This is a genomic window from Mesorhizobium sp. URHB0026 (assembly GCF_054059755.1).
Genome location: NZ_JBSSCN010000001.1, coordinates 4,699,626 through 4,725,099, shown reverse-complemented (window position 1 = coordinate 4,725,099; position 25,474 = coordinate 4,699,626). Strand labels below are relative to the sequence as shown.

The window sequence follows — 25,474 nt, the reverse complement described above, 5'->3', positions numbered from 1 at the left end:
CTTACGAGAACCAGAAAATCAGTTTTCGCTTGGCTCCGTCGGCACCATGCTTGGCGCGGGTGTGGAGATCGGCGTGACGGGCGGGTGCGGCGCCATCGTGTTTGCGGGGCAACTATCGCCGACCTTTGTCCACGACGTGTTGTTGAGCACCATGTCGCAGCGAGCCAAATGACTCTGATCGGCGACCGTCAGACAAGCGACCTGGCCGACCGGATAGGATTTTCCATTGGCAAGACATTCCTGCGCGGCGAAGGCCGGCACGATCGCGGCCGTGGCGAATGCCAAGCCGATCGGACAAAGAGCAGATCGAATGGTCATGGGAACCCCAGCCGCCATGATGATCTCCCATCATGCGTCGGAATGTGGCGATATGAGGGTTTCTCTGGTTATCCGGCCGGCTGCAGCGCGAGGTTGATCGCTACCGGGACGTGATCGGACGGTTTTTCCCAGGCGCGCACATGCTTTTCGATCGAAGCCGATGAGAACCGGTTCGCTGCTTCCGGCGACAACAGCAGATGGTCGATGCGGATGCCGTTGTTCTTCTGCCAGGCGCCGGCCTGATAATCCCAGAACGTGTAGGTTTCAGGCGCATCGGTGACCGCACGCACCGCTTCGGTAAAGCCGAGGTTCAGCAACCGGCGGAAGGCCTGCCGCGTCCGCGGCTGGAACAGCGCGTCGCCCAGCCAGTTCTCCGGAAACCGTGCGTCGATCGGCTCGGGGATCACATTGTAGTCGCCGGCCAGCACCAGCGCCTCTTCCAGCGTCAGGCGCTCCTGCGCCCACCGCTCCAGCCGCGCCATCCACGACAGCTTGTAGGGGAACTTCTTCTCGTCATCGATCGGATTGCCGTTGGGCAGATAGAGCGAGGCGACACGAAGCGCGCCCTTGTCGGTCGAAAAAACACCTTCGATGAAACGTGCCTGCTCGTCGATGTCATCGCCCGGCAGGCCCCTAATGACCTCGTCGAAAGGAAGCTTCGACAGCAGGGCGACGCCGTTGAAGCCTTTCTGGCCATGGGTTTCGACATTATAGCCAAGCGCCTCGATCTCGGCGCGCGGGAACTGCTCGTCGACAGTCTTGATCTCCTGCAGGCAGACAATGTCGGGCGCGCTCTCGGTCAGCCAATGGGTCAGGTTGCCGATGCGTGCGCGCACGCCGTTGATGTTCCAGGTGACGATTTTCATGACGGTCTCATTGTTCTTGCGACGGAAGGCGTTCGACCAAACCGATCGTATTGCCTGCCGGGTCCTTTATAAAGGCCATCCATTCGCTTTCCCCCGCCGGGCCGAACTGGCCTTCGGTGTCGCGATGGACGAGCGCCGGTGGCGCGGTGAAGGGAATGCCGGCTGCCTTGGCCTCGGCGTGGAAGGCTTCAAGGCCTGACATGTCGAGATAGAGGGTGCCGGCGGGGATGCCATCGGTGAACAACAACCTGACATCGCCGGCCATGATGAAGGCGATGCCGGGCGGATCGTAGCGGGCATGAATGCTCATACCGAGGACGTCGCGCCAAAAGGCCAGCGTCGCGTCAAGGTCGCGACCGGCCGAGAGCGCAACCTGACGAACCGCGCCAGTTGCGGGCATCTCGGTCCTAGATGGAGAAGCTGGTGCCGCAGCCGCAGGAGGCGACCGCATTCGGGTTCCTGATCTGGAACGATTGACCCATAAGATCGTCGACGAAGTCGATCACCGAACCACCCATATAGACCAGCGACAAATCGTCGATCAGCACCGTGGCACCATCCTTCTCGATGGCGATGTCGTCGTCATTGCGTGTGTCGACCAGATCGAATTTGTAGGAAAAGCCGGAGCAGCCGCCACCTTCGACGGAGACACGCAGCGCCGTCTTGCCGGCTTCGGCCGAAACAATCCTGGCGATCCGCTTGGCCGCGGCCTCGGTCATGTCGACTTTCATGGCAGTTTTGGCATCCGCGCCCATGGGCGTCACCTTGCTTTCGGTTTCACATGATAGGTATGAAGCGCGACGGGGCAAGTCAACTGCGGCAGCATCAGCCATGACAAATGAGCTTGGCGACATCGGTTTTGGCTATCGGCCGCGCGCGGCCTACGCCACCGATCCCGCACGGTCGCGCGGCCGGCTGTTCGACGAGCTGGAAAGTCCGACCCGCACGCCGTTTCAGCGTGACCGCGACCGGATCATCCATTCGACGGCGTTTCGGCGGCTCAAGCACAAGACGCAAGTCTTCATCGCCCACGAAGGCGACCACTACCGCACAAGGCTGACCCATTCGATCGAAGTGGCACAGATCGCACGTGCCTTGGCGCGGGCGCTGCGCGGCGACGAGGATCTCGCCGAGGCGGTGGCGCTGGTGCATGATTTCGGCCACACGCCTTTTGGCCACACAGGCGAGGACGCGCTGAACGAAAAGATGGCGGCCTGGGGCGGCTTCGATCACAACGCACAATCGCTGCGCATCGTGACGAGGCTGGAGGCGCGCTATGCTGAATTCGACGGGCTCAATCTGAGCTGGGAGACGCTGGAAGGCCTGGTCAAGCACAATGGTCCGCTCACCGACAGTAACGGCCAAGGCCTGAAAGGGCCGGTGCCGCAGGCGATCCGCGACTACTCGCAATTGCAGGATCTCGAACTCGACCGGTTCGCCGGCATCGAAGCGCAGTGCGCGGCGATTGCCGACGATATCGCCTACAACACGCATGATATCGACGATGGGCTGCGGTCAGGGCTGCTGACGCTTGACATGCTGAAGGCCGTTTCGCTGCCTGGGACGATCCTGAAGAGTGTGCGCGAGCGCTATCCCAGGCTTGATGACGTGCGCACCGGCCACGAATTGATGCGACGCCAGATCACGGCCATGGTCGAGGATGTGATCAAGTCGACCACCGCTAATCTGGAGCGGATCAGGCCGCTGAGCGCCGACGCGGTGAGGGCGGCTGGCGAAACGATGGTAACCTTTTCGATAGAGATGGCGGAAGCCGAGAAGGAACTGAAGGCCTTCCTCTACAAACATCTCTACCGGCACGAGGAGGTCATGCGGGTGCGTGCGGACGCCGAGCAGATCGTCCGGGACCTGTTCGACGTCTATTTCGCCGACCCGCGCGCCATGCCGGACGGCTGGCGCGAAGGGCTGGACCGCGCCGAGGATCGCATCAAAGCGCGCAGCGTCGCCGATTTCCTGGCCGGCATGACCGACACCTACGCGCTCAAGGAACATAGGCGTTTGTTTGACCGCACCCCGGATTTGAGCTAGGGCGGGCTCGATTTGCCGGCCAAAGGGCCGGATTCGTCATAAGCCACCGAGCATACACCATGAACATCTTCGCCGATTTCACCGCGCGAGTCACAAAGGCTGTCCAAGCGCTTGATCTGAGGGACCAGGACGGCGTTTCGCCTGATCTGTCGCGTATTGCCGTCGAGCCGCCCCGCGACGCCAGCCATGGCGATCTCGCGACCAATGCGGCGATGGTGCTGGCCAAGCCAACCGGACAGAACCCGCGCGCGCTGGCCGAAAGATTGGCAGACGCCCTGCGGGCCGACAAGGATGTCGCCGCCGCCGAGGTCGCCGGTCCCGGCTTCGTCAATCTCAGGCTCCAGGACGGTTTTTGGCAGGCGCATCTGTCGGCGCTTTTGGGCGAGGGTCCCAACTATGGCCGCTCGATGGTCGGCGCCGGCCGGAAAACCAATGTCGAATATGTCTCGGCCAATCCGACCGGGCCTATGCATGTCGGCCATTGCCGCGGCGCCGTCGTCGGGGATGCGCTCGCCAACCTGATGGCGTTCGCCGGTTACGACGTGACCAAGGAATATGTCATCAACGACGCCGGCTCGCAGATCGACGTGCTCGGGCGCTCGGCGATGTTGCGCTATCGCGAGGCGCTTGGCGACGATATAGGCGAGATTCCGGCAGGACTTTATCCCGGTGACTATCTGGTCTCCGTGGGCGAGGCTCTGGTCAGGGAGTTTGGCCGTTCCTTGCTGCAGATGCCCGATGACGAGGCATTGGCCATCGTCAAGGATCGCACCATAGATGCGATGATGGTGATGATCCGCGAGGACCTTGCTCTGCTCAACGTGCATCACGACGTGTTCTTCTCCGAACGCACGCTGCATGCCGACAGTGCCAGGAAGATCCGCTCGGCGATCAACGACCTGACGCTGAAGGGCCACATCTACAAGGGCAAGCTGCCGCCGCCCAAGGGCGAGAAGCCGGACGACTGGGAAGACCGCGAACAGACGCTGTTCCGCTCGACCGCCGTCGGCGATGACATGGATCGGGCGCTGGTCAAGTCCGACGGCTCGTTCACCTATTTCGCGGCTGACGTGGCTTATCTCAAGGACAAAGTCGACCGCGGCTTCGTCGATCTGATCTATGTTCTCGGCGCCGACCATGGCGGCTACGTCAAGCGCCTGGAAGCCTTGGCGCGGGCCATTGCCGGCGACGATGTCAAGCTCACCGTTCTCCTGTGCAATCTCGTCAAGCTGTTTCGCGATGGCGAGCCGGTGCGGATGTCGAAGCGGTCCGGTGACTTCGTGACGCTGCGCGAGGTGGTGGAAGAAGTCGGACGCGATCCGATCCGCTTCATGATGCTTTATCGCAAGAACGATGCGCCGCTCGATTTCGACTTCGCCAAGGTGACCGAACAGTCCAAGGACAATCCGGTGTTTTACGTGCAGTACGCCTCGGCGCGCTGCCATTCGGTGTTCCGGCAGGCGAGCGAACAATTGGGTGAGGCGAATTTCGACCGCAACGGCCTGGCGGCAGCGTCAACGTCGTTGACCGACGAAGGTGAAATCGGCTTGATCAGGAAGCTTGCCGAATATCCGCGCCTGATCGAGTCCGCCGCTCTTGCGCTCGAGCCGCATCGGCTGGCATTTTATCTTTATGATCTTGCTTCCAGTTTCCATGGACACTGGAACCGGGGTACGGATAATCCGGACTTACGTTTTGTTAAGGTTAACAACCGACAATTGACGCATGCCAGACTAGGGCTGGTGCAGGCTGTTTCGGATGTTCTGACGTCCGGCCTGACGTTGATCGGGGCCGCCGCGCCAACCGAGATGCGTTAGGTTTGACTAAAAAACCTGTCACCTTTTGCCCACATTGCGCTGGTAAGGGCCAACCCTGCGCGACGTCCATGGCGTCCGAATGAGTGCGAGTTCGGGAACAATAATGGCAGACAGAACCCAGCTGAGAGTAGCCGACAACAACGACATCGCCGCCGATGATCCGTTCGCGGAACTGACCAGGATCATGGGATTCGACCCCCGCCAGCCGGTCAAGCCGCAGGCGCCGGCGGAGCCGAAAGCCGCGGTCGCCGATCAGGCTGCGGGAGAGGGCGATTTCGACATCGATCTCGAGAAGGAACTGATGGGCGAATTCGACGCTGCCGATAGCGTCGCCGCTCCGCTTGTCGAGGCTCATGAGCCGGCATTCGAGCCAATCGATGTGTCGGATGACGATCTCGCGCTGTCGCTTGATGACGATTTTCACCTGGACATGGCTGAGGTCGATGACCGGACGGTGGCCGCCAGCCATGCCGGCGCCGCGGAAGCCGTGCCGTCCGTCGAGCCTGCCGTCGACGCCGATTTCGACAATGCAGTGGCCAGCTCGCTCGAAGACGTTTCGGCCTCTGACGACGATCTGCCGATGGAAGACGAGCTTGCCGCTTCCCTCGACCGGGATTTCCATATCGAGGACGAGGCCGCCGAGCCCCTGTATGCCGTTGAATCGCCGGTTGCGGAAGTGCCGGCGGCGGCCGAGCCGGCTTTCCATCAAGAATACGACGATGCCGTTGCGATCTCGCTCGAAGACGAGCTGATGCTCGACGACCATTCGGCGGATCAGCGCCAAGTGGCTGCTGCCGAATATCCAGAGCCGGCGCCGGCCGCCGCGAATGAGACCCACTCGATCTCCGGCGACGATTTTGTTGGTCAGTTCGACGACGCCATGGCCGATGTCGACGTGGATTTTGACGTTCAGGCCGATGAGCCAGAGGCTTTTGAGGAGCCGCGAGCGCATGAGTTGCTTGCCGATGTCATCGGCACGAAGGACGAGATTCCAGGCGCTGAAGCCATTTCGAATGACGCTTTCGACCTGGATTTGGACGAGGCGTTTGCAGAGCCCGCCGAAGAGCCCGTCGCCGGAATTGCAGCGGCTCCCGCGCTGCCGATGGCGCCCGCGGCAGCCATCGCGTCGCCAGTGCAGGCGCCCATCACGGACGAACGAAGCCTCGAAGACGAGTTGAACGCGCTTCTTGGCGCCATGACCGCGCGCACGCTGCCGTCGGCCAAGGAGCCGGCCATGGCTCAGCCGGTCGTGACCCAGCCGGCCGCCGCGCCTGTTCAGCCGCCACTCGTTACGACTGCAAAGGCCGCGGAGGAACCTGTCGATCTTGTTGGTGATCTCGACTGGGATCTCGATGAAGCAGCGTCCCAGGATGTGCATCAGTCCGGTTCCGCCCAGGCCGCCGATGTTGACCTCGATGACCTGCTGCTCGACGAGCTTCGGGATCAGGATTTCGGCTCGGAGGCCGCTGAACAGGGCGAGGTCGATTTCGACAATGGCGTCTCCGACGCAACCCGGGCCAAGGGCATCGACCCGCATGAGGAAACAGCTTCCCTGCAGGATCAAGCCGATTCGCTCGATTGGCTGGCGGAACGCTCCGCGCCGTCGGAGCCGGCCCGTTCGTGGAGCCGCGTGACACCGGTTCCCCAGCAGCCGGCATTTACCGCGCAGCCTGCCGCCTCGATGGCGGCCTGGACGGCAGCACCGGAAATGGCCGCGGTGCCGTCCTACCGTCCGGCCGAGCCGGTTGCGGCCGCTCCCTACGTGGCTCCATCGGCACCGCAGGCGCAGCAGTCCTCCCGTTACGAAGAGATGCCCGATGTCGAGACGGTCGATGTGCCGGAGCGCGTCGTGGCGCTGGCCGACGATCTCGACATTCCAGAGTTGCATTTCGAGGACGATGAGCCGGTAGCATCCGGTTATGACGATCTCGACGCTGAATTCGCCAGCCTTCTGACTGAAATGAATTCGGTGGAGGTCGCGCCAGCTTCCGCCAGCAGCGCCGCCTATGCGGATGAATCCTATAATGCCGGGTTCAATCCGGGATACGGTGCGGCCAATCCGGGATATGGTAACGCCACTCCGGGATACGGCAACGCCACTCCGGGATATGACGCGGTCAATCCGGGATATGAAGAATCCAGGCCGGCCTATCAACCGGAAGCGCGGACCTATGCGGCACGGCCGGCGGAAACGCCTGCCCGCGCGGCGGCGGCGTCGACCTATGCCGACGCTGCTGAAGGGTTCGACGATCTGCCCGGCAGCCAGCCGATCTCGCAGGCGGACGACTTCACCGTCGATGAACTCGACTACGATCCCGAACTGGACGAAGCGATGTCGGTTCCGGGTCTCGGCGAGCGCGAAGCCGCCAGGTCGTCCGGCCGGCGGGGCCTCTTCATCGCGGCGATTGTCGGTGCCGTGGCGGTCGCGGGCGGTCTCGGCGCCTTTGCGCTGTCTTTCGGCGGCAAGGGCGGCAGTGAGGCTCCGGTGATCGTCAAGGCCGACAATTCACCAATCAAGATCAAGCCGGAAAATCCGGGCGGCACCGTGGTGCCGAACCAGGACAACAAGGTCTATGACGCGGTGGTCAAGGGCGTGAAGCCGGCCGAGCCGGTCCAGCAGAAGCTCGTCACCAACGCCGAGGAGCCGGTGGATGTGCAGGCGAAGGACCCGGCCCGCGCTGTCGATCTTTCTCCCGACCAGAACGCTGCTGCTGGCACGGATGGTGGAGGCGACGTCTCGACCGCTGGTGCGGCCCCCGCCAATATAGCAGCGCCCACGCCGAAGTCGGAGGATCGCATCGCGCAGGTCCTGCAGGAAGCCGACAAGGGCACCAGCAACGACGTCGTTGCCGTTGCGCCGCGCAAGGTCAGGACCATGGTGGTCAAGTCCGACGGCTCGCTGGTGGCGCGTGAGGATCCGACGCCGGCGGCACCCCAGGTCGCCGCGGCGGAGCCGACCGATCCGGCACCACAGCATGTGGCGCCTGCCGCGCAGGCCAATGCCGACCAGACTGGCGCTGATCAGACTGGCGCCGACCTGACTGGCGCCGACCAGACCGGTTCCGCCCAGACTGGCACCGCCCAGACCGGTACCGCCCAGGCTGGCACCGACCAGACTGGCACGGTGGCGCCCGCCGCCGCGCAGGCCGACGATGAGCCGGCTCTGAAGCCCGCGGCCAAGCCTGCCAAGGCTGAAGCCAAGGCGCAGTCTGCCAACACGCCGGCCAAGGTTGCTATCGCGCCGCAGCGTCCGTCCGACCAGCCGGTCGACGTGGTCGGCGAGGTCAAGCCAGATCAGGTCGCTTCCATCGATCCCGCCTCGACCGCGACCGGCAGCGGTTCGTGGTCGATGCAGATCGCTTCTCAGCCGACGGTAGAGAGTGCCCAGTCGACCTATCAGGACCTGCAGCGCCGCTACGGAAGCGTGCTTTCCGGCCGCACGGCCAACATCGTCAAGGCCGAGATCGCCGGCAAGGGCACGTTCTACCGCGTGCGCGTTCCGGCTCAGTCGCGCAACGATGCGATCAATTTGTGCACCAGCTACAAGACCGCGGGCGGCAACTGCTTCGTCTCGCGCTAGACGTCGATCGAATCTCTCAAAGTCGGCGCGGCCCCAAGGCCGCGCCGACTTTTTCATGGGGAAGCTTGTTTTGCAGCCGGCCATGCGGTCAGGGATGATTCCCTTTGAACGCGCGAAGCCCTAGACTCCTGAAATGACCGAATCAAAATCCATGATCCTCGGCTGTGCCGGGAAAACGCTCACCCGCGAAGAAATCCGTTTCTATCGCAATGAGTGCCCGTGGGCCTTCATCCTGTTTGCCCGTAACATCGGCGAGGCCGAACAGATCCGCGACCTGGTCGCCGAGATGCGCGATTGTATCGGGCGCCCGGACGCGCTGGTGTTCATCGACCAGGAAGGCGGCAGGGTGCAACGCCTGCGACCGCCGCTGGCGCCGAACTATCCGGCCGGTGGCGCGCTGGGGGCGCTTTGGCGCGACGATCACGACGCCGGCGCGCGCGCCGCCTGGCTGATGGCGCGGCTGCATGCCTTCGATCTTCTGCGCTACGGCATATCGGCGGATTGCCTGCCGGTGCTCGACGTCCCGATCGAAGGGGCCAGCGATGTCATCGGTGCGCGTGCCTATGGCAAGGATCCGCGTCCGGTCATCGAACTCGGTCGCGCCGCGGCCGAAGGCCTGATGTCGGGCGGCGTGCTGCCCGTGATGAAGCATGTTCCGGGGCACGGCCGGGCGTTTGCGGACACCCATTTCGAGCTGCCTGTCGTCGACGCGTCGCTCAGCGATCTGCAACGGCACGACTTTGCCCCGTTCCGCGAACTCAACCATCTGCCGATGGCGATGACCGCGCATGTCGTCTACAGCGCCATCGATCCCAAGAACCCGGCGACCACTTCCGGCAAGGTCATCGACGAGATCATCCGCCGCGAGATCGGCTTCGACGGGCTCTTGATGAGCGACGACACCTCGATGAAGGCACTTTCTGGGGATTTCCCGACAAAGGCCGCCTCGATCCTTGCGGCGGGCTGTGATCTGGTCCTTCACTGCAACGGCGTTTTCGAGGAGATGGCGGGGATCGCATCGCGCACCAAAGGGCTTGAAGGCAAGTCGCTGGAGCGTGCCAAGCGGGCAATGACCTATATAAAGAAAAGCGACACGGTAGAAGAAACCGAGATACGCGCTGAATTCGCCACCTATTTCGACGCGGTGGCATAACCAGGGGAAGCGACAGGGCAGTGGCGGAAGCATTGGAAAGCAAGGCTCCGAAGGCCGCACCGATGGACCGCCTGTGGGCCGAGAATGACGATTCACGCGTCACCGGCGATCCGTCGCTGGTCGTCGACGTGGCCGGCTTCGAAGGCCCGCTCGACCTTCTCCTGCACCTTGCCCGTACCCAGAAGGTCGATCTGGCGCGCATTTCGATCGTGGCACTGGTCGAGCAATATCTGACCTTTGTCGAGACGGCGAGGGCGCTCCGGCTCGAACTTGCCGCCGACTATCTGGTGATGGCGGCTTGGCTGGCCTTCCTCAAGTCGAAGCTGCTGATCCCCAAGCAGCCGGGGGAGGAGGGCGAAAGCGGTGAGGAACTGGCGGCGGTGCTGCAGTTCCGGCTGAAGCGGCTCGAAGCCATGCGCGACGCGTCGGCGCGTCTGGTCAACCGCAACCGGCTCGGTCGCGACGTGTTCGCGCGCGGCATGCCTGAAATGGTGATCATCGAGAAGCGCAACGCCTATTCAGCGTCGCTCTACGACTTGCTGACGGCCTATGCCCAGCAGCGGCAGAAGCAGGCGATCAACAACGTGACGATCGCCAGGCGCGGTGTCTGGTCGCTCAAGGACGCGCGCGACATCCTGACCCGCCTTGTCGGGGCTGTAAGCGACTGGATGACACTGGAAAGTTTCCTGATCGTGTACATGACCAGCCCCGAGGAAAGGCGCACGGCGATCGCCAGTTCCTTCGCGGCAACATTGGAACTGGTGCGCGACGGCACGATGGACGTGCGGCAGGATCAGACATTTGCCCCGATCTATTTGCGCGGCCGCACGCAAGCAATCAAGGCAGTCGAGGTGGCACCATGAGCGAACGCGCCAACGCTTCGGTTATCCCGTTCAACGTCGAGGACGAGCCTGGGCAGGAGTCGTTCTCCGAGGATTTGGCCGAGCAGGTGCAAAACCCGGCCGAGCGTCCGCATATGGCGGAAGCCGTGCGCATGGCGGAGGCGATCGTGTTCGCCAGCGCCGAACCCGTCAGCGAAAAGCAGCTTGCCGCACGCCTTCCCGATGGCATCAATGTCGCGCTAGCCATGAGGGAGCTGCAGCGGATCTACGCCCGGCGCGGCGTCAATCTGGTGCGGGTCGGCGATGCCTGGGCCTTCCGAACCGCCGGCGACCTGGCCTTCCTGATGAGCCGCGATACGGTGCAGCAGCGCAAGCTGTCACGGGCGGCGCTCGAGGTGCTGGCGATCATAGCCTACCACCAGCCGGTGACGCGCGCCGAGATCGAGGACATCAGAGGCGTCGAGACCTCGAAGGGGACGCTGGACACGCTGCTCGAGACGGAATGGGTGCGCATGCGCGGCCGCCGAAAGACGCCCGGCCGCCCCGTCACCTATGGCACCACCGAAACCTTCCTCGACCATTTTGCGCTTGAGGAAATCCGTGATCTTCCAGGCATGGAGGAACTGAAGGGCGCCGGCCTGCTTTCAGGCCGCATGCCGTCGAATTTCTCCATCCCGCAACCGCCGGCCGATCCCGACGCGCTGACCGAGGACGAGGATCCGCTGACCGACATCGACCTCGAGGAGCTCGGTCTGCTGACGCCGCGCGTCACGGAAGATTGACCACGAGCGCCTTTCAAAAGCTGCTTTCCGGCTTTACATGCGCCGTTTGGTAGCGGGCCGCATCGGCGAAAATGCGTGACATCCGTCGGCCTTTCATAAACTCTGTCGCGGTTGTGTTTGAATCCCAAAGCGAAAACGCATAGATCATCGCCAGGGAAAACATTCGAGAGAGATTTGGCTATGGGTTCATTTTCGATTTGGCACTGGATGATCGTGCTGGTGATCGTGCTGCTGGTGTTCGGCCGCGGCAAGATTCCCGAGCTGATGGGTGACATGGCCAAGGGCATCAAGAGCTTCAAGAAGGGCATGGCCGACGACGACGTTGCCGACGACAAGCGCACCGTCGAACACCGTGCCGACGAGACCGTTTCGGCCGCGAAGGAAAAGGCCAGCAAGAGCTGAGCCAGAAGTTCTAGTCGGAACAGATTGCCATGTTTGAAGTCGGCTGGACCGAAATGCTGGTGATCGCGATCGTCATGATCGTGGTCGTCGGGCCGAAGGATTTGCCCAACATGCTGCGCACATTCGGCCGCACGACGGCGAAGCTGCGCGCCATGGCCGCCGATTTCCAGAAGCAATTCAACGAGGCTTTGAAGGAAGCCGAGCTCGACGAGGTCAAAAAGTCGGTCGACGAACTCCGGGGTCTCAGTCCAGTCGCCGAGATCAAGAAGCAGCTCAATCCGTTCGAGCAGGCGGCGGTCGATGTGCGCGCCGGCGTCGACGCGGCGATGAAGCCGAAGCCGGCCGCCGATCCGTCGGCCCCTGCCGCGGCGACGCCACAGGCGGCCGAGCCGTTGAAGAACGGTGCAACGACCATGCCTGGCGTCAATGGCCCGGAAGCCACGACACCGGGATCGATTTTCCCGGCGATGACTGATGAATCGGTGGTGGCGGCTTCCACGGAACCGAAGGCATCCAAGAAAACCGCCAAGGCGGTATCGGCCGCAAAAGCGCCGTCCAAGGCCTCGGCATCCATGAAGGCGGTGGCGGCAAAAGCTTTACCCACGGGGGCGGCAAAAACCGCACCCGTGGCCAGGGCCTCGACAAGGGCCACGACACCGGCAGCGCCTGAAACCGCGGCTGTGACGAAGCCTGCCGTGGCCAAGGAGCCTGCTGCCAAGGCGTCCGCGAAAACCGAACCGAAACCTGCTGTGGCCAAGAAGCCGGCAGCCAAAAAGACGGCTGGAGCCGCCAAGTGAGCGTTTCGGACAAGGAAAAGGACGAGATCGAAAAATCGTCGGCGCCTCTGATGGAGCATCTGATCGAGCTGCGCAGACGCCTGATCTGGTCTCTTGGCGGCTTCTTCGTAGCCTTCCTGGTTTGCTTCTTCTTCGCCAAGCGGCTGTTCAACCTTCTGGTTGTTCCCTTCAAATGGGCGACGAAATGGGCAGGGCTCGACCCGCACAAGGTCGAGCTGATCTATACCGCGCCGCAGGAATTCTTCTTTACGCAGGTCAAGCTCGCCATGTTCGGCGGCATGGTCATCGCCTTTCCGCTGATCGCCACGCAAATCTACAAATTCATTGCGCCCGGCCTCTACAAGAACGAGCGCAATGCCTTCCTGCCGTTCCTGATCGCATCGCCCATCCTGTTCCTGATGGGCGCCTCGCTGGTCTATTTCTTCTTCACGCCGATGGTGATGTGGTTCTTCCTCGCCATGCAGCAGGTCGGCACCGACGACCAGGTACAGATTTCGCTGCTGCCGAAAGTGTCGGAATATCTCAGCCTGATCATGACGCTGATCTTCTCCTTCGGCCTGGTGTTCCAGCTGCCGGTGGTAACCAGCCTGATGACGCGCGTCGGCATGCTGTCGTCCAAGGCGCTGGCCGAAAAACGCAAATGGGCGATCGTCATCGCCTTTATCGTTGCCGCGGTGCTGACACCTCCAGATCCGATGAGCCAGATCGGCCTGGCCATTCCGACCATCCTTCTCTACGAGGTTTCCATCTGGGCCGCGCGGTGGATCGAGCGCGACCAGGAGAAACAGCGGCTTGCGCGCGAGAAGCAGGAAGCCGGCGAGACCGTGGCCGACAAGGCGCCGGACGAGCCGCCAGCGCCGGCAGCCTCGTAGGGCATCGGCGGCGGAAAACGACAACCGCCGCCCTGCCCATCTTGCATTGATCAAGGATGCGGTTTACGCCCCTCAAACCTAGCTTGAGGACGGACAACCATGCTTGACATCAAATGGATTCGCGACAACCCGAAGGCCCTTGTCGAGGCGCTCACCAAGCGCTCGTGGTCGGCGGATGAAGCGCAGTCCACGGTCGACGGGCTGATCGCCAAGGACGAGGCGCGGCGCGAACATCTCACCGAGCTGCAGACCAGGCAGGAGCGCCGCAACGCCGCCTCGAAGGAGATCGGCAACGCCATGCGTTCGGGCGATGCCGCGCTTGCCGAGAAACTCAAGGCCGAAGTCGGCGAGATCAAGACCTTCATCCAGAACGGCGAGGCGCGCGAGCGCGAGCTCGACAAGGCGCTGAACGATGCGCTGGCGGTGCTGCCCAATGTGCCCTTCGACGACGTGCCGGTCGGCAAGGACGAGCACGACAATGTCGTCAAGCATCTTGTCGGCAAGGCGCCGACGCGGCCAAACTGGGTGAAGGAGCATTTCGAAATCGGCGAAGCGCTCGGCATGATGGATTTCGAGCGCGCGGCGAAACTTTCGGGATCGCGCTTCACCGTGCTCAGGAGTGGCCTGGCGCGGATGGAACGCGCGATCGGCCAGTTCATGCTCGACCTGCACACGACCGAGCATGGCTATGAGGAAGTGATCCCGCCGCTGATGGTGAAGGACGACGTTCTGTTCGGCACCAACCAGTTGCCGAAGTTCGAGGACGATCTGTTCTTCACGCCACATGGGGAGGGCAGGCTTGGCCTGATCCCGACCGCCGAGGTGCCGCTCACCAACCTCGTGCGCGAAGAAATCACGGCGCATGATAAGCTGCCGCTGCGATTCACGGCGCTGACGCCCTGCTTCCGTTCGGAGGCAGGCTCGGCGGGACGCGATACGCGCGGCATGTTGCGCCAGCACCAGTTTTACAAGGTCGAGCTGGTGTCGATCACCGACCAGGAGTCTTCGCTTGCCGAACATGAGCGGATGACGCAATGCGCCGAAGAGGTGCTGAGGCGGCTGGAATTGCCGTTCCGCACCATGGTGCTGTGCACCGGCGACATGGGGTTTGGCGCGCGCAAGACCTACGACATCGAGGTCTGGCTGCCGGGACAGAACGCCTATCGCGAAATCTCTTCCTGCTCGGTCTGCGGCGATTTCCAGGCGCGCCGCATGGATGCCCGTTACAAGGACAAGGATGGCAAGGGCAACCGCTTCGTCCATACGCTGAACGGTTCGGGCACCGCTGTCGGCCGCGCGCTCATAGCTGTCATCGAAAACTACCAGAATGAGGATGGCAGCGTAACCATTCCTGAAGTGCTGCGGCCTTACATGGGCGGTCTGGAAAAGATCGAATCGAAATAATGCGCATTCTTCTGACCAATGACGACGGCATTCATGCCGAGGGCCTGGCGTCGCTCGAACGCGTCGCCCGCACGCTGTCAGACGATGTCTGGGTGGTGGCGCCGGAGCAGGACCAGTCCGGCTATGCGCATTCGCTGTCGATCTCGGAGCCGCTGCGGTTGCGGAAAATCGGCGAAAGGCATTTTGCCGTGCGCGGCACGCCAACCGATTGCGTCATCATGGGCGTCAAGAAGATCCTGCCCGGTGCGCCCGACCTGATCCTGTCCGGTATCAATTCGGGCGCCAACATCGCCGACGACGTGACCTATTCCGGTACCGTCGCCGGCGCCATGGAAGGCGCGCTGCTCGGTATCCGGTCGATAGCGCTCAGCCAGGGCTACAGCACTGTCGGCGAGGACCGCGTCGTCCCTTACGAGACCACTGAGGCGCTGGCGCCGGCACTGCTGAGGAAGCTCGTGGCGACGCCGCTGCCGGACGGCGTCCTGCTCAACGTCAATTTTCCCAACTGCCTTCCCGAGGAAGTGGCCGGCACGGTGGTCACCACGCAGGGCAAGCTGGTGCACAGCCTGTGGGTCGACGAGCGCCGCGACGGGCGCGGCCTGCCTTATTACTGGCTGCGCTTCGGCCGCGAGCCGGTCGAGGGCAAGCAGGGCACCGACCTCTTTGCCCTGCGCAACAGGCTGGTGTCGGTGACGCCGCTGCAGCTTGACCTTACCGCGCATGAGATCCGCGACCAGCTGAGCAAGGCGCTTGCATGAATCAGGGCTTTCCAATCGATGATCGCGAAGGATTTGCCGCCTTCCTGCTGCGCCTGCGCGGCAGGGGAACGGTGCCGAAGGCGCTGATCGCGGCTTTCGAGGCAACGCCGCGGCGCGGCTTCCTGGCAGCGCAATATCACCAGATCGCCTGGTCGGACCGCATGCTGCCGATCGAATGCGGCGAAGCGATCGAAGGGGCGGATCTGCAGGCGGCGGTGATCGCCGCACTCGCCATAGAAACGGGAAACCGCGTGCTCGAGATCGGCACCGGCTCCGGCTACACGTCGGCTGTCATGTCGCGGCTGGCGGCGCGGGTCGTGACCGTGGATCGCTACAAGACGCTGGTCGAGCAGGCCAGGCAGCGTTTCGAGGCACTCGGCATCGGCAATGCCATCGTGCGGCAGGCCGATGGTTCCAACGGATTGCCCAATGAAGGGCCGTTTGACCGCATCGTCGCTTGGGCGGCATTCGACAGCCTGCCGCGCTTCCTGCTCGACCAATTGTCGAGCGGCGGCATCGTCATCGCGCCGATCGGGGCGGAGGAGGGCGAGCAGGTGCTGGCCAAGCTCACCAAGGTCGGCAGCCGTTTCGAGCGCGAGGATATCGGTCTCGTGCGGCTGCAGCCGATCCTGCGCAGCATTGCAGCGGTTATCTAGTTTCCGGCCGGTCGCAGGATCTCTTTCGGGCTCGCCATCGTGCCGCTGATCGTCCCCAAATGTTTTAAGAAAATTTTCGTCGGATTCTAATGGGTTAACCGGCCAGTAACATTAACGCGCTTTAATCCTGTCCAGTTGGTGCAGCGTTTGTGCGGGTTAGTGCGATGCAACTCAGTGTTTTGAAGACAAATAGTCGCAATCTGGCGCGGGGCTGCGCTGTTCTGATGATTGCGGGCGCGGCGGCCGGGTGCAGTTCCCAGGCTTCGCGGTTCAACAGTGTCGACGACGTCTTCACGTCCTCGACCAACAATCAGCGCGCCATCATCAACAAGCAGGATGCGGTGCAGCCTTATCCAGGCGATGTCTCGGCTGCTCCGCTTGATGGCAGCCACACGCAGTCGGTGAGCCGTTCCAGCCTCGATCCGGTTTCGAGCCGGCCGTTGCCGCCGCCAGCCTCCGCGCAGGCGCAGCCGGCTCCAGCGCTCGCGCCTGCCGCCAATCCGGTGCGCGTCGCATCGGCGCCGGCCTTGGTTCGGCCCGCCCCTCATGTCGACAGAACGACGACCGGCACTGTCGCGCCGGCCGCCAAACCTTTCAAGAATGCCCAGCCCGACGAGCCGAGGATGGCCCAGGCAGGCAGGCCGCACGCGACCGAAATCACCGTCAGGGACGGCGAAACCATTTCCGGCCTGGCGGCGCATTATAAGGTGCCGGCCGATGTCATCATGAAAGTGAATGGCCTGAGCCCGACCAAGGGGCTGAAGACCGGCCAGAAGATCGTCATCCCAGCCTATGCCTATTCGAGCAAGGCCGAGACGAAGGTCGCCGACGCGAAGCCGGCGAAGGACGGCAAGCATGACCTGCCGGCCAGCGCGCCGGACAAGGTGGCGGTGCTGCCGCAGCAGCCTAAGCTGAAGGAGGGTAAGTCCGCCGCCCAGGTCGATGCGTCGGCCGCGGCGAACCAGCCCAAGGAACCCAAGCCGGCTCAGGTGGCCAAGGCAACGGGCGCCGCCGGTACCTATACGGTGCAGTCGGGTGACACGATGTCCTCGATTGCCAGAAAGACCGGCGTCGGCGTGGTCGCGCTGAAGCAGGCCAATGGCATGAAGGACGGCATATTGAAAATCGGCCAGACCTTGAAGGTGCCGGGCGGCGGAACGGCGACGGTCGCCAGCGCCAAGCCGGCCAAGGTCGATCCGGTGACCACCGCAACCACGCAAGCCCCGGCAAAGGCCACGCCTTCGGAAACGCTGGCTTCCTACACGCCGCCGAAGAAGGACGCCAAGGTCATCCAGCAGGCCGAGGACGACGACGCGGTGGCACCCGATGCCACCGGCATCGGCAAGATGCGCTGGCCGGTGCGCGGCCGGGTGATCTCCGGTTTCGGATCCGGCAAGGACGGCGTCGATATCGCCGTGCCCACGGGCACGCCGGTCAAGGCGGCCGAGAACGGCGTCGTCATCTATGCCGGCGACGGGCTCAAGGAATTCGGCAACACGGTGCTGGTGCGCCACGAAAACGGCCTGGTCACCGTCTATGGCCACGCCAGCTCGATCGAGGTCCAGCGCGGCCAGAAGGTCAAGCGCGGCCAGGAGATCGCGCTGTCCGGCATGAGCGGCACCACGGATTCGCCGAAGCTGCACTTCGAAGTGCGCAAGAATTCGGCTCCGGTCGATCCGTCAGGCTATCTCGAATAGAAGAAAAAAGCGATATGCGGGCCGCCTGACCTCCAGTCCAGCCCGCCGGCTCAGCCCGTTCCGCAAGGAGCGGGCTTTTTCAGTTTTCCCGAATGCTGGCCCTCAAGCGCGGCGATGATCACGCAGCGTGTCGGCGATCATGACCTCAAGGCTGCTGGCCTTGATACCGAGAAGGACCTCGGCGTCGGAAGAGTCCACCAGCAAGGGGTTCTCGAAAAGATAGCTCATCTCGATAAGCTCATGCATGCCCAGTGCTTCCATCTCGGCAATGGAATAGGAACGGATTTCTGAGATCTCCTGTCGAAGCATTGCAGCGGTTTTTTGGATGAGCTCCCGGGGTGAGGCGTATTGCGAGGGGACGTGAAACGCCCGTCCCCATTCGCCCGTGTAGCGGGAAGCCGCGACAAGCGTCCTGGCGACGTCGTTGGTGAAGGCCCAGGCATGCGTCGCATCGAGGTTTCCAATGAAAGCGGTAGGCTTCCCTTCGATGATGGATGGCAGAGCGACCAGCGAGAAGTAGCTGATCGCGCCATGGCCGAGATAGTCGCTGGACCGCACTTCGATTGCCGGTACGTCGGCACGGGCGGCTCGCTGCCACATGATCGTCCTGGCCGTCCCCTTCTTCGAAGTCGGATTCAGAGACAGGTCGGAACGAAGCGGGCTATCGGCATTTTCCCCATAGCCATACAGGTTTCCCAACACGATGAGTTTCGCGCCGACCGCTTCGGCCGCGCGCACGGTGCCGTCGATGATGGGGAAAAAATCGGTTGGCCACCTGTGATACGTAGCCATGGCGCACATGAAGATGGCATCGGCGCCTTGGCAGACGCGCGCGAGTTCCGACGCATCGGTAGCGTCGGCCTGCATGGCCCGCACGTTCCGCAATGCGTTCGAGCCGACGCTTCGGCTGGTGAGAACGACATCATGTCCTTCCTCGCCAAGAAGGCGAGCGGTTTCGCGACCGACCGGGCCCGCTCCGACAACAACATAGAAACTCATGGTGTAACCTCTCGTCCAAGTTTGATGGAGAGGCGTGAGTACAGGTCGACGGCATTGAAAATCGCGCGGGAATTGCCAAATCTCGGACAGGTTCTGCCATGAATCGAGAGAGAGCATGCGGTCGCAATACGCTCCGGCTCAAGCCGTGTCCGACGTAACAATGGCCTCCCGGCATATCGAAGCCGGAGTCCACCGCCTGTCCCGGGCGCCACACCATCGCATCATGGTGCATGCCAGCGCGGCGACACGCTCCTACTGCAATCAGGTTGGGCGATATTTCGTCAGGCGCGCCGGGGATATCGACTTGGTACCAGCCGGCCAGGAGGGCGGCTTCGAGGCCGAAACCCCGTTCGACACGATCGAAATTGCGTTGCAACCAGCGCTGATGGAAAGGGTGGTGGCGGAGCTTGGTGGCAAGGGCCAAGCATTGCGGCTCGACACGCGCCACCTGCTTCGCGACCAGCGCATCGAACATCTCGCCCGGGCGCTCGAGAGCGAACTGAATGCAGATTCGCCGAGCGGCCCCTTGTTTGCCGACAGCATTGGCGCCGCACTGGCGGTGAGGCTGCTCGGCCTTGGTGAACCTGATATCGGTCGAACGAACCGTTTGTCGGATACCCAGCTCAAACGCGTGCTGGAGCACATCGAGGCGGCTCTTCACGAGCCGCTTTCGATTCATCGTCTAAGCCGAGTTGCCGGCGCGAGCAGCTCGCATTTGCGGACATGGTTCAAAGTGGCGACGGGCGTCACCCTACACCGGTATGTGTTACGGCGTCGCGTTGAGCGCGCACGCGTTCTGCTGCGGCGAGGCGACCTCAGCACAAGCGAAGTAGCTGAAATGACAGGCTTCGCGCACCAGTCACACCTGGCGCATTGGATGCGCCGCGAGATCGGTCAAACGCCGCGCGATTTGCGACCGACGCCGCCGCCCAAATGACGTTGCCGGTCGATCGGGATGGCGACGCGATCCAATGGCTCAATCCTTCAATGGCTTGCCGAGCCTGCCGGCTAGATCCTGGGTGAACTGCCAGGCGACGCGGCCCGAGCGGCTGCCGCGTGTGGTTGCCCATTCCAGCGCTTCGGCGCGCAACCGCTCGGGGTCGATGTCGAGGCCATGGTGGCTGGCATAGCCGTTGACCATGTCGAGATATTCGTCCTGCGAGCACTTGTGGAAGCCGAGCCACAGGCCGAAGCGGTCGGATAGCGAGACCTTTTCCTCGACCGCTTCCGACGGGTTGATGGCGGTCGAGCGCTCATTGTCGATCATGTCGCGCGGCAACAGGTGGCGGCGGTTCGAGGTCGCGTAGAAGATGACGTTGGCCGGACGGCCCTCGACGCCGCCTTCAAGCGCTGCCTTCAGCGACTTGTAGGACGTATCGTCATGGTCAAAGGACAGATCGTCGCAAAACAGGATGACGCGGAAGGGGGCCGCCTTCAGCAGGCCCATCAGCTTCGGCAGCGTGTCGATGTCCTCGCGGTGGATTTCTATCAGCTTGAGCGGCAGGCCGGGCTTGGCCTTGGCATTTACCCGCGCGTGTACGGCCTTGACCAGCGACGATTTGCCCATGCCGCGCGCACCCCACAACAGGACGTTGTTGGCGGCGAAACCGGCGGCGAAGCGCTCGGTGTTGTCGACGAGGATGTCGCGGACGCGGTCGACACCGCGGATCAGGCCGATATCGACGCGGTTGACCTTGCGCACCGGCTCCAGATAACCGGGATCGGCCTGCCAGACGAAGCAGTCGGCCACGTTGAGGTCGGTTTCAGGCACCGGCGGCGGCGCGAGGCGGCTGACCGCCTCGATCAGGCGGTCGAGTTTCTGGTTCAGGGCGTCGATGCTGGTGTCGGTCATGTCAGGTCTTTTGCTTCGGTTTTTGGGGCGGCAGGTGGACCCGGTTCGATTTCGGCGGTTGCGAAACCGGCTGCAACCATTTGTTCGAGCGTGATCTTTTCCGAAAACCGGCTCGCGGTTTTCGCGATCCTGCTCTAACACGGCTAAACAGGCCGGAAAAGCAGCCGATTTGCCTGGCCGCGCAGTTGCATTGACAACTTTACCGACTATATTCCGGCCAAATTTCTAGGGGCCGCCAAATCTCGCTTGATCGTTTGGTGGCTGTTTTTCAAAATTCAGGAGTACCTCGATGTTCGTGACACCGGCATACGCCCAAGGCATCGGCGGCGCCTCTCCCGATATGTTCATCAGCATTTTGCCGTTTGTCCTGATTTTCGTGATCATGTATTTTCTGATCATCCGTCCGCAGCGCACGCAGCTGAAGAAGCGCGGCGAGATGCTGGCGGCGGTTCGTCGCGGCGACACTGTCGTCACCGGCGGCGGCTTTGTCGGCAAGGTGACGAAGGTGATCGACGACAACGAGCTGGAGATCGATCTTGGCGGCGGCACCAAGGTAACGGCGCTGCGCTCGACGATCGCCGATGTGCGCGTCAAGGGCGAACCGGTGGCCAACCAGAACGCCAAGAAATAACCAGATTCAAGGCGGAGCGATCCGCGGACACGCTCTGACGGACGACGCCCTATGCTTTATTTCTCGCGCTTCAAGATGATCCTGATCTGGCTGGCCGTGGCCGCCACAGTGATCCTCGCCGCGCCCAACCTGTTCCCCGCCAGCACGCTGGCTCTGCTGCCCAGTTGGGTGCCGAAGCGGCAGATGACGCTCGGCCTCGACCTGCAGGGCGGTTCGCATATCCTGCTGGAGATGAACCAGAACGATCTGATCAAGGATCGGTTGGAGACGACGCGCGACGAAATCCGTACACTGCTGCGCGATGCCAAGATCGGCTATACCGGTCTTGCCGGCAGCGGCAAGACCCTGCAGGTCCGCATCACCGATCCCGCCCAGCTCGATGCCGCCAAGAAGGCATTGAAGACTTTGACCGATCCTGTCGCCGCTGGCTTGTTCACCGGCGGTTCCATCCAGGAAATGGCGCTCGATGATTCCGAGCCGGGCCTGCTCAAGTTCACCGTCACCGACGCCGGCATCAAATACCGTACGTCAACCGCATTGGCGCAGTCGATCGAGGTGGTCGAGCGCCGCGTCAACGAACTCGGCACGACCGAGCCTATCGTGCAGCGGCAAGGCGAGGACCGCATCCTCGTCCAGGTGCCTGGCCTGCAGGATCCGCAGCGGCTTAAGGAAATTCTCGGCCAGACCGCGAAGCTGACCTTCCAGATGGTCGACCAGTCGATGCCGGTGCAGGACGCGCTCAAGGCGCGCCCGCCAGCCGGTTCGTCGGTGCTCTATTCCCAGGACGATCCGCCGGTTCCGTACCTGATCGAGAACCGCGTTATCGTGTCGGGTGAAAACCTCGTCGACGCACAGGCGACGTACAATTCGCAGAACAACGAGCCGGTGGTTTCGTTCCGCTTCGATTCCAAGGGTGCCGCCCGCTTCGGCCAGGCCACCGCGCAGAATGTCGGCAAGCTGTTTGCCATCATCCTCGACAACCAGGTGATATCGGCACCGCAGATCCGTGAACCGATCCTTGGCGGCACCGGCCAGATCTCCGGTAATTTCACCGCGCAAAGCGCCAACGACCTCGCCGTGCTGCTGCGCGCCGGCGCGCTGCCCGCGACATTGACGGTGATCGAAGAGCGTACCGTGGGTCCGGGCCTCGGCCAGGATTCGATCCATGCCGGCAAGGTCGCCGGCATCATCGGTTCGATCCTCGTCGTGGCATTCATGTTCGTCGCCTACGGTTTCCTCGGCTTCCTCGCCAATATCGCGCTGGCTGTGCACGTGGCGATGATCGTCGGACTGCTGTCGCTGCTCGGCGCGACCCTGACCTTGCCCGGTATTGCCGGTATCGTGCTGACCATAGGCATGGCGGTCGATTCCAACGTGCTGATCTACGAGCGTATCCGCGAGGAGCGACGCGCCGGTCGCTCGGTGATCCAGGCGATCGACACCGGCTTCTCGAAGGCGCTGGCGACCATCGTCGATTCCAACGTCACCTCGCTGATTGCCACGGTGGTGCTGTTCTATCTCGGTACCGGACCGGTGAAGGGCTTTGCCATCACCTATGCCATCGGCATCCTGACCACGGTCTTCACCGCTTTCACCTTCACCCGCCTGCTGGTGTCGATCTGGCTGCGCCGCGCACGTCCGAAGGAACTGCCGCGCGCACCGGTGACCTTCGTTCCACCCGGCACGAAAATTCCGTTCATGGGTATCCGCCGGTGGACGTTCGCGCTGTCGAGCACATTGTCGATATTGTCCGTCGTGTTGTTCATGAGCGTCGGCATCAATTACGGCATCGACTTCAAGGGCGGTTCCCTGATCGAGGTGCAGTCGAAGAGCGGCGATGCCAATATTGGTGACATCCGCAGCCGATTGACGGAACTGAACATCGGCGAAGTGCAGGTGCAGCAGTTCGGTGCACCCAACGACGTGTTGATCCGCGTCGGCACGCAGGATGCCGGTGAAAATGCCGAGCAGACCGTGATCGACAAGGTGCGCGGCGAGCTGCAGGATCAGTATAATTTCCGCCGCGTCGAAGTGGTGGGTCCGACGGTTTCCGGCGAGTTGGCCAAGCAAGGCACGATCGCCATGATCGTCGCGCTGGCCGGCATCCTGATCTATGTCTGGTTCCGCTTCGAATGGCAGTTCGCGGTTGGCGCCATCGTCGCGACGGTTCATGATGTGGTCATGACGCTCGGTTTCTTCGTCATCACCGGGCTCGAATTCAACCAGTCGTCGCTGGCGGCGATCCTGACCATTATCGGTTATTCGCTGAACGACACGATCGTGGTCTATGACCGCGTCCGCGAGGATCTGCGAAAATACAAGCGAATGCCGTTGCCGCAGCTGTTGAACAACGCCATCAACGAGACGTTGTCGAGAACGACGCTGACGTCCGTGACGACCAGCTTGGCGCTGCTGGCGCTGGTGCTGTTCGGCGGCGAAGTGATCCGCTCCTTCACGCTGGCGATGCTGTTCGGCGTCGTGTTCGGCACGTATTCGTCGATCTTCATCGCGGCGCCGTTGCTGATCCTGTTCAAGCTGCGGCCGCAGGCTTCGGCCGACGAGGAAAAGCCGGTCAGCGGCGGCAAGGCCGTCGCGACCTGACGCGCGGCCCCGAGGGGTGGCAGAGTGATGGGCGGCAAAGGCATCATCATCCGCGAGGCGCATTTCCCCGGCCGCGCGCCGATCGAGGCCTATGGCAACGGCGGCTTCCGCTTTGCCGACATGTCGCATCGCGGCTCTCTCATGTGCCTGCCCACAGGCATCCATGGCTGGGAGCCGGCAAATCCGCTGGCGCTGACGGTGGCGGATTTCGACAGGCTGCTCGCCGAGGCCGACAAGGTCGAGATCCTGCTGGTTGGCATGGGGCGGGATCTCAGGCCGCTGCCGGCGGTGCTGCGGGCGGCGCTGAAGGATGCCGGCATAGCGTCCGACCCGATGTCGACTGGGGCAGCAGTGCGGACCTACAATGTCCTTCTGGCCGAAAACCGCGCCGTGGCGGCCGCGCTCATCGCCGTCGATTGATATGTCGCAGAATACTGAAATCGTCATGGATGCGGTGCGCGTCGCCGATCATGATCGGTATCTCACCGCGCTCTACGCGCCAGCCGACAAGCGCGACGCGCTGTTTTCGCTGTACGCCTTCAATGCCGAGATCGCGGGCATTCGCGACCGCATCCACGAGCCGCTGCCCGGCGAAGTGCGGCTGCAATGGTGGCGCGATGTCATCGCCGCCGGCGGCGAGACGGGCGCGGGCCATCCCACTGCCGAAGCCTTGAACGCCACCATTGCGGCGTTCAAGCTGCCGAAATTAGCTTTCGAGAACATGCTCGAAGCCCGCATCTTCGACCTCTACGACGATCCGATGCCGTCGCGCACCGATCTGGAAGGCTATTGCGGCGAGACGGCAGCCGCGCTGATCCAGCTTGCGGCAATGGTGCTCGATCCTGTCGAGGCGCCAAGGTTCGCCGAACTGGCGGGCAGGGCGGGCTGCGCGCAGGCAATGACGGGCCTTTTGCTTCTGTTGCCGCTGCACCGCAGGCGCGGGCAGTGTTTTGTGCCGGCTGACATCCTGGCGGCGGCAGGCTCGTCACCGGAAGAATTCGTTGCCGGCGATGGCGGCCCTGGTGCGCAGCGCGCCGTGGCCGCGATGATTTCGCTGGCGCGCGAACATCTTTCCGCCTTCGAGCGGGGTGCTGCCGCGCTGCCGGGGCCGTTGCGTCCGGCATTCCTGCCGCTGGTGCTGTCACGCGCTTATCTCGACAAGATGGAAGGCTCGCGCCAAGGTCCGATCAGGGACGTGGCGCGGCTGTCGGCGTTGCGCCGGCACTGGCTGCTGTTGCGCCGTGCGGGCAAGGGCTGGCCAACATTGACGTAAACGTCAATCGTGATGGAAGTCCGCCTGCCGAGAACTGTCGCCGAAGACGACAGGCTGGCCCGGAGGAGATCCCGTTCATGAGCTTGCCCGTGATTGCCTTCACCTTCGGTTTCAACCTGGTCAGGTTC

At 62.9% G+C, this 25,474-nt stretch carries 24 protein-coding genes; 18 read left to right on the top strand and 6 right to left on the bottom strand.

From position 1 onward, the window contains the following. Positions 1-18: 18 nt before the first annotated feature. The 4 genes from ACVWWD_RS23305 to erpA are packed head-to-tail and all read right to left on the bottom strand — an operon-like array spanning position 19 to position 1,939. Positions 19-336: a hypothetical protein gene (locus ACVWWD_RS23305; protein ID WP_352549049.1), complete on the bottom strand. Its 318-nt coding sequence runs from the start codon at positions 334-336 to the stop codon at positions 19-21. Between the two features lie 50 nt (positions 337-386). After that, on the bottom strand, positions 387-1,184 hold the full coding sequence (xth, locus tag ACVWWD_RS23300) for an exodeoxyribonuclease III (protein WP_023769954.1): 798 nt from the start codon (positions 1,182-1,184) through the stop codon (positions 387-389). Positions 1,185-1,191: 7 nt separating this feature from the next. Beyond that, entirely contained in the window at positions 1,192-1,584 is a 393-nt protein-coding gene (locus ACVWWD_RS23295; protein ID WP_023769955.1) for a VOC family protein, read from the bottom strand. Between the two features lie 7 nt (positions 1,585-1,591). Continuing rightward, positions 1,592-1,939 carry an iron-sulfur cluster insertion protein ErpA gene (gene erpA / locus ACVWWD_RS23290; RefSeq protein ID WP_031240935.1) on the bottom strand — a complete coding sequence of 116 codons (348 nt, stop codon included), beginning with the start codon at positions 1,937-1,939 and terminating at the stop codon, positions 1,592-1,594. A gap of 76 nt (positions 1,940-2,015) precedes the next feature. On the opposite strand from erpA, the gene ACVWWD_RS23285 reads away from it, so the two are divergent. The 13 genes from ACVWWD_RS23285 to ACVWWD_RS23225 all read left to right on the top strand — a co-directional run bounded on the left by ACVWWD_RS23285 (position 2,016) and on the right by ACVWWD_RS23225 (position 17,990). After that, positions 2,016-3,230 carry a deoxyguanosinetriphosphate triphosphohydrolase gene (locus tag ACVWWD_RS23285; protein WP_023769957.1) on the top strand — a complete coding sequence of 405 codons (1,215 nt, stop codon included), beginning with the start codon at positions 2,016-2,018 and terminating at the stop codon, positions 3,228-3,230. Between the two features lie 59 nt (positions 3,231-3,289). Continuing rightward, complete coding sequence (gene argS / locus ACVWWD_RS23280) at positions 3,290-5,047, top strand: arginine--tRNA ligase (protein ID WP_352549056.1); 1,758 nt, start codon at positions 3,290-3,292, stop codon at positions 5,045-5,047. A gap of 103 nt (positions 5,048-5,150) precedes the next feature. Next, positions 5,151-8,627, top strand: a complete 3,477-nt coding sequence (locus ACVWWD_RS23275) for an SPOR domain-containing protein (protein ID WP_457103435.1) — start codon at positions 5,151-5,153, stop codon at positions 8,625-8,627. A gap of 133 nt (positions 8,628-8,760) precedes the next feature. Then, positions 8,761-9,780: a beta-N-acetylhexosaminidase gene (nagZ, locus tag ACVWWD_RS23270; RefSeq protein WP_023783178.1), complete on the top strand. Its 1,020-nt coding sequence runs from the start codon at positions 8,761-8,763 to the stop codon at positions 9,778-9,780. A gap of 62 nt (positions 9,781-9,842) precedes the next feature. Continuing rightward, on the top strand, positions 9,843-10,643 hold the full coding sequence (locus ACVWWD_RS23265) for a segregation and condensation protein A (protein WP_023769961.1): 801 nt from the start codon (positions 9,843-9,845) through the stop codon (positions 10,641-10,643). Then, the gene (gene scpB, locus ACVWWD_RS23260; RefSeq protein ID WP_023783180.1) at positions 10,640-11,404 is read left to right on the top strand and encodes an SMC-Scp complex subunit ScpB; all 765 of its coding nucleotides are present in this window, start codon (positions 10,640-10,642) and stop codon (positions 11,402-11,404) included. The genes ACVWWD_RS23265 and scpB overlap by 4 nt, the downstream gene beginning before the upstream one ends. A gap of 180 nt (positions 11,405-11,584) precedes the next feature. Further along, the gene (locus ACVWWD_RS23255; RefSeq protein ID WP_015317533.1) at positions 11,585-11,806 is read left to right on the top strand and encodes a twin-arginine translocase TatA/TatE family subunit; all 222 of its coding nucleotides are present in this window, start codon (positions 11,585-11,587) and stop codon (positions 11,804-11,806) included. Between the two features lie 29 nt (positions 11,807-11,835). Then, a complete protein-coding gene (tatB, locus tag ACVWWD_RS23250; RefSeq protein ID WP_457103434.1) occupies positions 11,836-12,603 on the top strand; it encodes a Sec-independent protein translocase protein TatB in 768 nt (255 codons plus the stop codon). Next, positions 12,600-13,475 carry a twin-arginine translocase subunit TatC gene (gene tatC / locus ACVWWD_RS23245; protein ID WP_023769965.1) on the top strand — a complete coding sequence of 292 codons (876 nt, stop codon included), beginning with the start codon at positions 12,600-12,602 and terminating at the stop codon, positions 13,473-13,475. The genes tatB and tatC overlap by 4 nt, the downstream gene beginning before the upstream one ends. Positions 13,476-13,574: 99 nt before the next feature. Continuing rightward, positions 13,575-14,879 carry a serine--tRNA ligase gene (serS, locus tag ACVWWD_RS23240; RefSeq protein WP_352553091.1) on the top strand — a complete coding sequence of 435 codons (1,305 nt, stop codon included), beginning with the start codon at positions 13,575-13,577 and terminating at the stop codon, positions 14,877-14,879. Beyond that, positions 14,879-15,637, top strand: coding sequence for a 5'/3'-nucleotidase SurE (surE, locus tag ACVWWD_RS23235; protein WP_023769967.1), 759 nt, complete (start codon positions 14,879-14,881; stop codon positions 15,635-15,637). The genes serS and surE overlap by 1 nt, the downstream gene beginning before the upstream one ends. After that, positions 15,634-16,293: a protein-L-isoaspartate(D-aspartate) O-methyltransferase gene (locus ACVWWD_RS23230; protein WP_352553089.1), complete on the top strand. Its 660-nt coding sequence runs from the start codon at positions 15,634-15,636 to the stop codon at positions 16,291-16,293. The genes surE and ACVWWD_RS23230 overlap by 4 nt, the downstream gene beginning before the upstream one ends. A gap of 164 nt (positions 16,294-16,457) precedes the next feature. Beyond that, on the top strand, positions 16,458-17,990 hold the full coding sequence (locus tag ACVWWD_RS23225) for a peptidoglycan DD-metalloendopeptidase family protein (RefSeq protein ID WP_352553087.1): 1,533 nt from the start codon (positions 16,458-16,460) through the stop codon (positions 17,988-17,990). A gap of 102 nt (positions 17,991-18,092) precedes the next feature. Here ACVWWD_RS23225 and ACVWWD_RS23220 read toward each other — a convergent pair whose 3' ends face one another. Further along, the gene (locus ACVWWD_RS23220; protein ID WP_023769970.1) at positions 18,093-18,989 is read right to left on the bottom strand and encodes an NAD-dependent epimerase/dehydratase family protein; all 897 of its coding nucleotides are present in this window, start codon (positions 18,987-18,989) and stop codon (positions 18,093-18,095) included. Positions 18,990-19,104: 115 nt separating this feature from the next. On the opposite strand from ACVWWD_RS23220, the gene ACVWWD_RS23215 reads away from it, so the two are divergent. Beyond that, positions 19,105-19,926 carry a helix-turn-helix transcriptional regulator gene (locus tag ACVWWD_RS23215; protein ID WP_023769971.1) on the top strand — a complete coding sequence of 274 codons (822 nt, stop codon included), beginning with the start codon at positions 19,105-19,107 and terminating at the stop codon, positions 19,924-19,926. A gap of 39 nt (positions 19,927-19,965) precedes the next feature. Here the strand turns inward: ACVWWD_RS23215 and ACVWWD_RS23210 are convergent, their stop codons facing one another. Next, positions 19,966-20,841, bottom strand: a complete 876-nt coding sequence (locus tag ACVWWD_RS23210) for an ATP-binding protein (protein WP_352553084.1) — start codon at positions 20,839-20,841, stop codon at positions 19,966-19,968. 289 nt (positions 20,842-21,130) lie between these two features. Between ACVWWD_RS23210 and yajC the strand changes: the two genes are divergently transcribed. From yajC to ACVWWD_RS23190, 4 genes are read left to right on the top strand one after another with little or no spacing between them, the layout of a single operon-like run. Further along, positions 21,131-21,472: a preprotein translocase subunit YajC gene (yajC, locus tag ACVWWD_RS23205; protein WP_010909882.1), complete on the top strand. Its 342-nt coding sequence runs from the start codon at positions 21,131-21,133 to the stop codon at positions 21,470-21,472. 51 nt (positions 21,473-21,523) lie between these two features. Beyond that, on the top strand, positions 21,524-24,073 hold the full coding sequence (secDF, locus tag ACVWWD_RS23200; protein ID WP_457103433.1) for a protein translocase subunit SecDF: 2,550 nt from the start codon (positions 21,524-21,526) through the stop codon (positions 24,071-24,073). Positions 24,074-24,100: 27 nt separating this feature from the next. Continuing rightward, complete coding sequence (locus ACVWWD_RS23195) at positions 24,101-24,493, top strand: Mth938-like domain-containing protein (protein ID WP_023769974.1); 393 nt, start codon at positions 24,101-24,103, stop codon at positions 24,491-24,493. Between the two features lies 1 nt (position 24,494). Further along, positions 24,495-25,346: a phytoene/squalene synthase family protein gene (locus tag ACVWWD_RS23190; RefSeq protein ID WP_031247612.1), complete on the top strand. Its 852-nt coding sequence runs from the start codon at positions 24,495-24,497 to the stop codon at positions 25,344-25,346. The last annotated feature ends 128 nt before the right edge of the window (positions 25,347-25,474 follow it).

Excerpts from the sequence above, each read along its gene's own strand:
- ACVWWD_RS23195 (WP_023769974.1), top strand. The coding sequence starts at position 24,101 with ATGGGCGGCAAAGGCATCATCATCCGCGAGGCGCATTTCCCCGGCCGC.
- ACVWWD_RS23225 (WP_352553087.1), top strand. The coding sequence starts at position 16,458 with ATGCAACTCAGTGTTTTGAAGACAAATAGTCGCAATCTGGCGCGGGGC.
- ACVWWD_RS23265 (WP_023769961.1), top strand. The coding sequence starts at position 9,843 with ATGGACCGCCTGTGGGCCGAGAATGACGATTCACGCGTCACCGGCGAT.
- ACVWWD_RS23230 (WP_352553089.1), top strand. The coding sequence starts at position 15,634 with ATGAATCAGGGCTTTCCAATCGATGATCGCGAAGGATTTGCCGCCTTC.
- nagZ (WP_023783178.1), top strand. The coding sequence starts at position 8,761 with ATGACCGAATCAAAATCCATGATCCTCGGCTGTGCCGGGAAAACGCTC.
- ACVWWD_RS23190 (WP_031247612.1), top strand. The coding sequence starts at position 24,495 with ATGTCGCAGAATACTGAAATCGTCATGGATGCGGTGCGCGTCGCCGAT.
- yajC (WP_010909882.1), top strand. The coding sequence starts at position 21,131 with ATGTTCGTGACACCGGCATACGCCCAAGGCATCGGCGGCGCCTCTCCC.
- ACVWWD_RS23215 (WP_023769971.1), top strand. The coding sequence starts at position 19,105 with ATGCGGTCGCAATACGCTCCGGCTCAAGCCGTGTCCGACGTAACAATG.
- ACVWWD_RS23210 (WP_352553084.1), bottom strand. The coding sequence starts at position 20,841 with ATGACCGACACCAGCATCGACGCCCTGAACCAGAAACTCGACCGCCTG.
- ACVWWD_RS23305 (WP_352549049.1), bottom strand. The coding sequence starts at position 336 with ATGGCGGCTGGGGTTCCCATGACCATTCGATCTGCTCTTTGTCCGATC.
- secDF (WP_457103433.1), top strand. The coding sequence starts at position 21,524 with ATGCTTTATTTCTCGCGCTTCAAGATGATCCTGATCTGGCTGGCCGTG.
- argS (WP_352549056.1), top strand. The coding sequence starts at position 3,290 with ATGAACATCTTCGCCGATTTCACCGCGCGAGTCACAAAGGCTGTCCAA.
- erpA (WP_031240935.1), bottom strand. The coding sequence starts at position 1,939 with ATGGGCGCGGATGCCAAAACTGCCATGAAAGTCGACATGACCGAGGCC.
- serS (WP_352553091.1), top strand. The coding sequence starts at position 13,575 with ATGCTTGACATCAAATGGATTCGCGACAACCCGAAGGCCCTTGTCGAG.
- ACVWWD_RS23285 (WP_023769957.1), top strand. The coding sequence starts at position 2,016 with ATGACAAATGAGCTTGGCGACATCGGTTTTGGCTATCGGCCGCGCGCG.
- tatB (WP_457103434.1), top strand. The coding sequence starts at position 11,836 with ATGTTTGAAGTCGGCTGGACCGAAATGCTGGTGATCGCGATCGTCATG.
- ACVWWD_RS23295 (WP_023769955.1), bottom strand. The coding sequence starts at position 1,584 with ATGCCCGCAACTGGCGCGGTTCGTCAGGTTGCGCTCTCGGCCGGTCGC.
- ACVWWD_RS23275 (WP_457103435.1), top strand. The coding sequence starts at position 5,151 with ATGGCAGACAGAACCCAGCTGAGAGTAGCCGACAACAACGACATCGCC.
- ACVWWD_RS23255 (WP_015317533.1), top strand. The coding sequence starts at position 11,585 with ATGGGTTCATTTTCGATTTGGCACTGGATGATCGTGCTGGTGATCGTG.
- scpB (WP_023783180.1), top strand. The coding sequence starts at position 10,640 with ATGAGCGAACGCGCCAACGCTTCGGTTATCCCGTTCAACGTCGAGGAC.
- ACVWWD_RS23220 (WP_023769970.1), bottom strand. The coding sequence starts at position 18,989 with ATGAGTTTCTATGTTGTTGTCGGAGCGGGCCCGGTCGGTCGCGAAACC.
- xth (WP_023769954.1), bottom strand. The coding sequence starts at position 1,184 with ATGAAAATCGTCACCTGGAACATCAACGGCGTGCGCGCACGCATCGGC.
- surE (WP_023769967.1), top strand. The coding sequence starts at position 14,879 with ATGCGCATTCTTCTGACCAATGACGACGGCATTCATGCCGAGGGCCTG.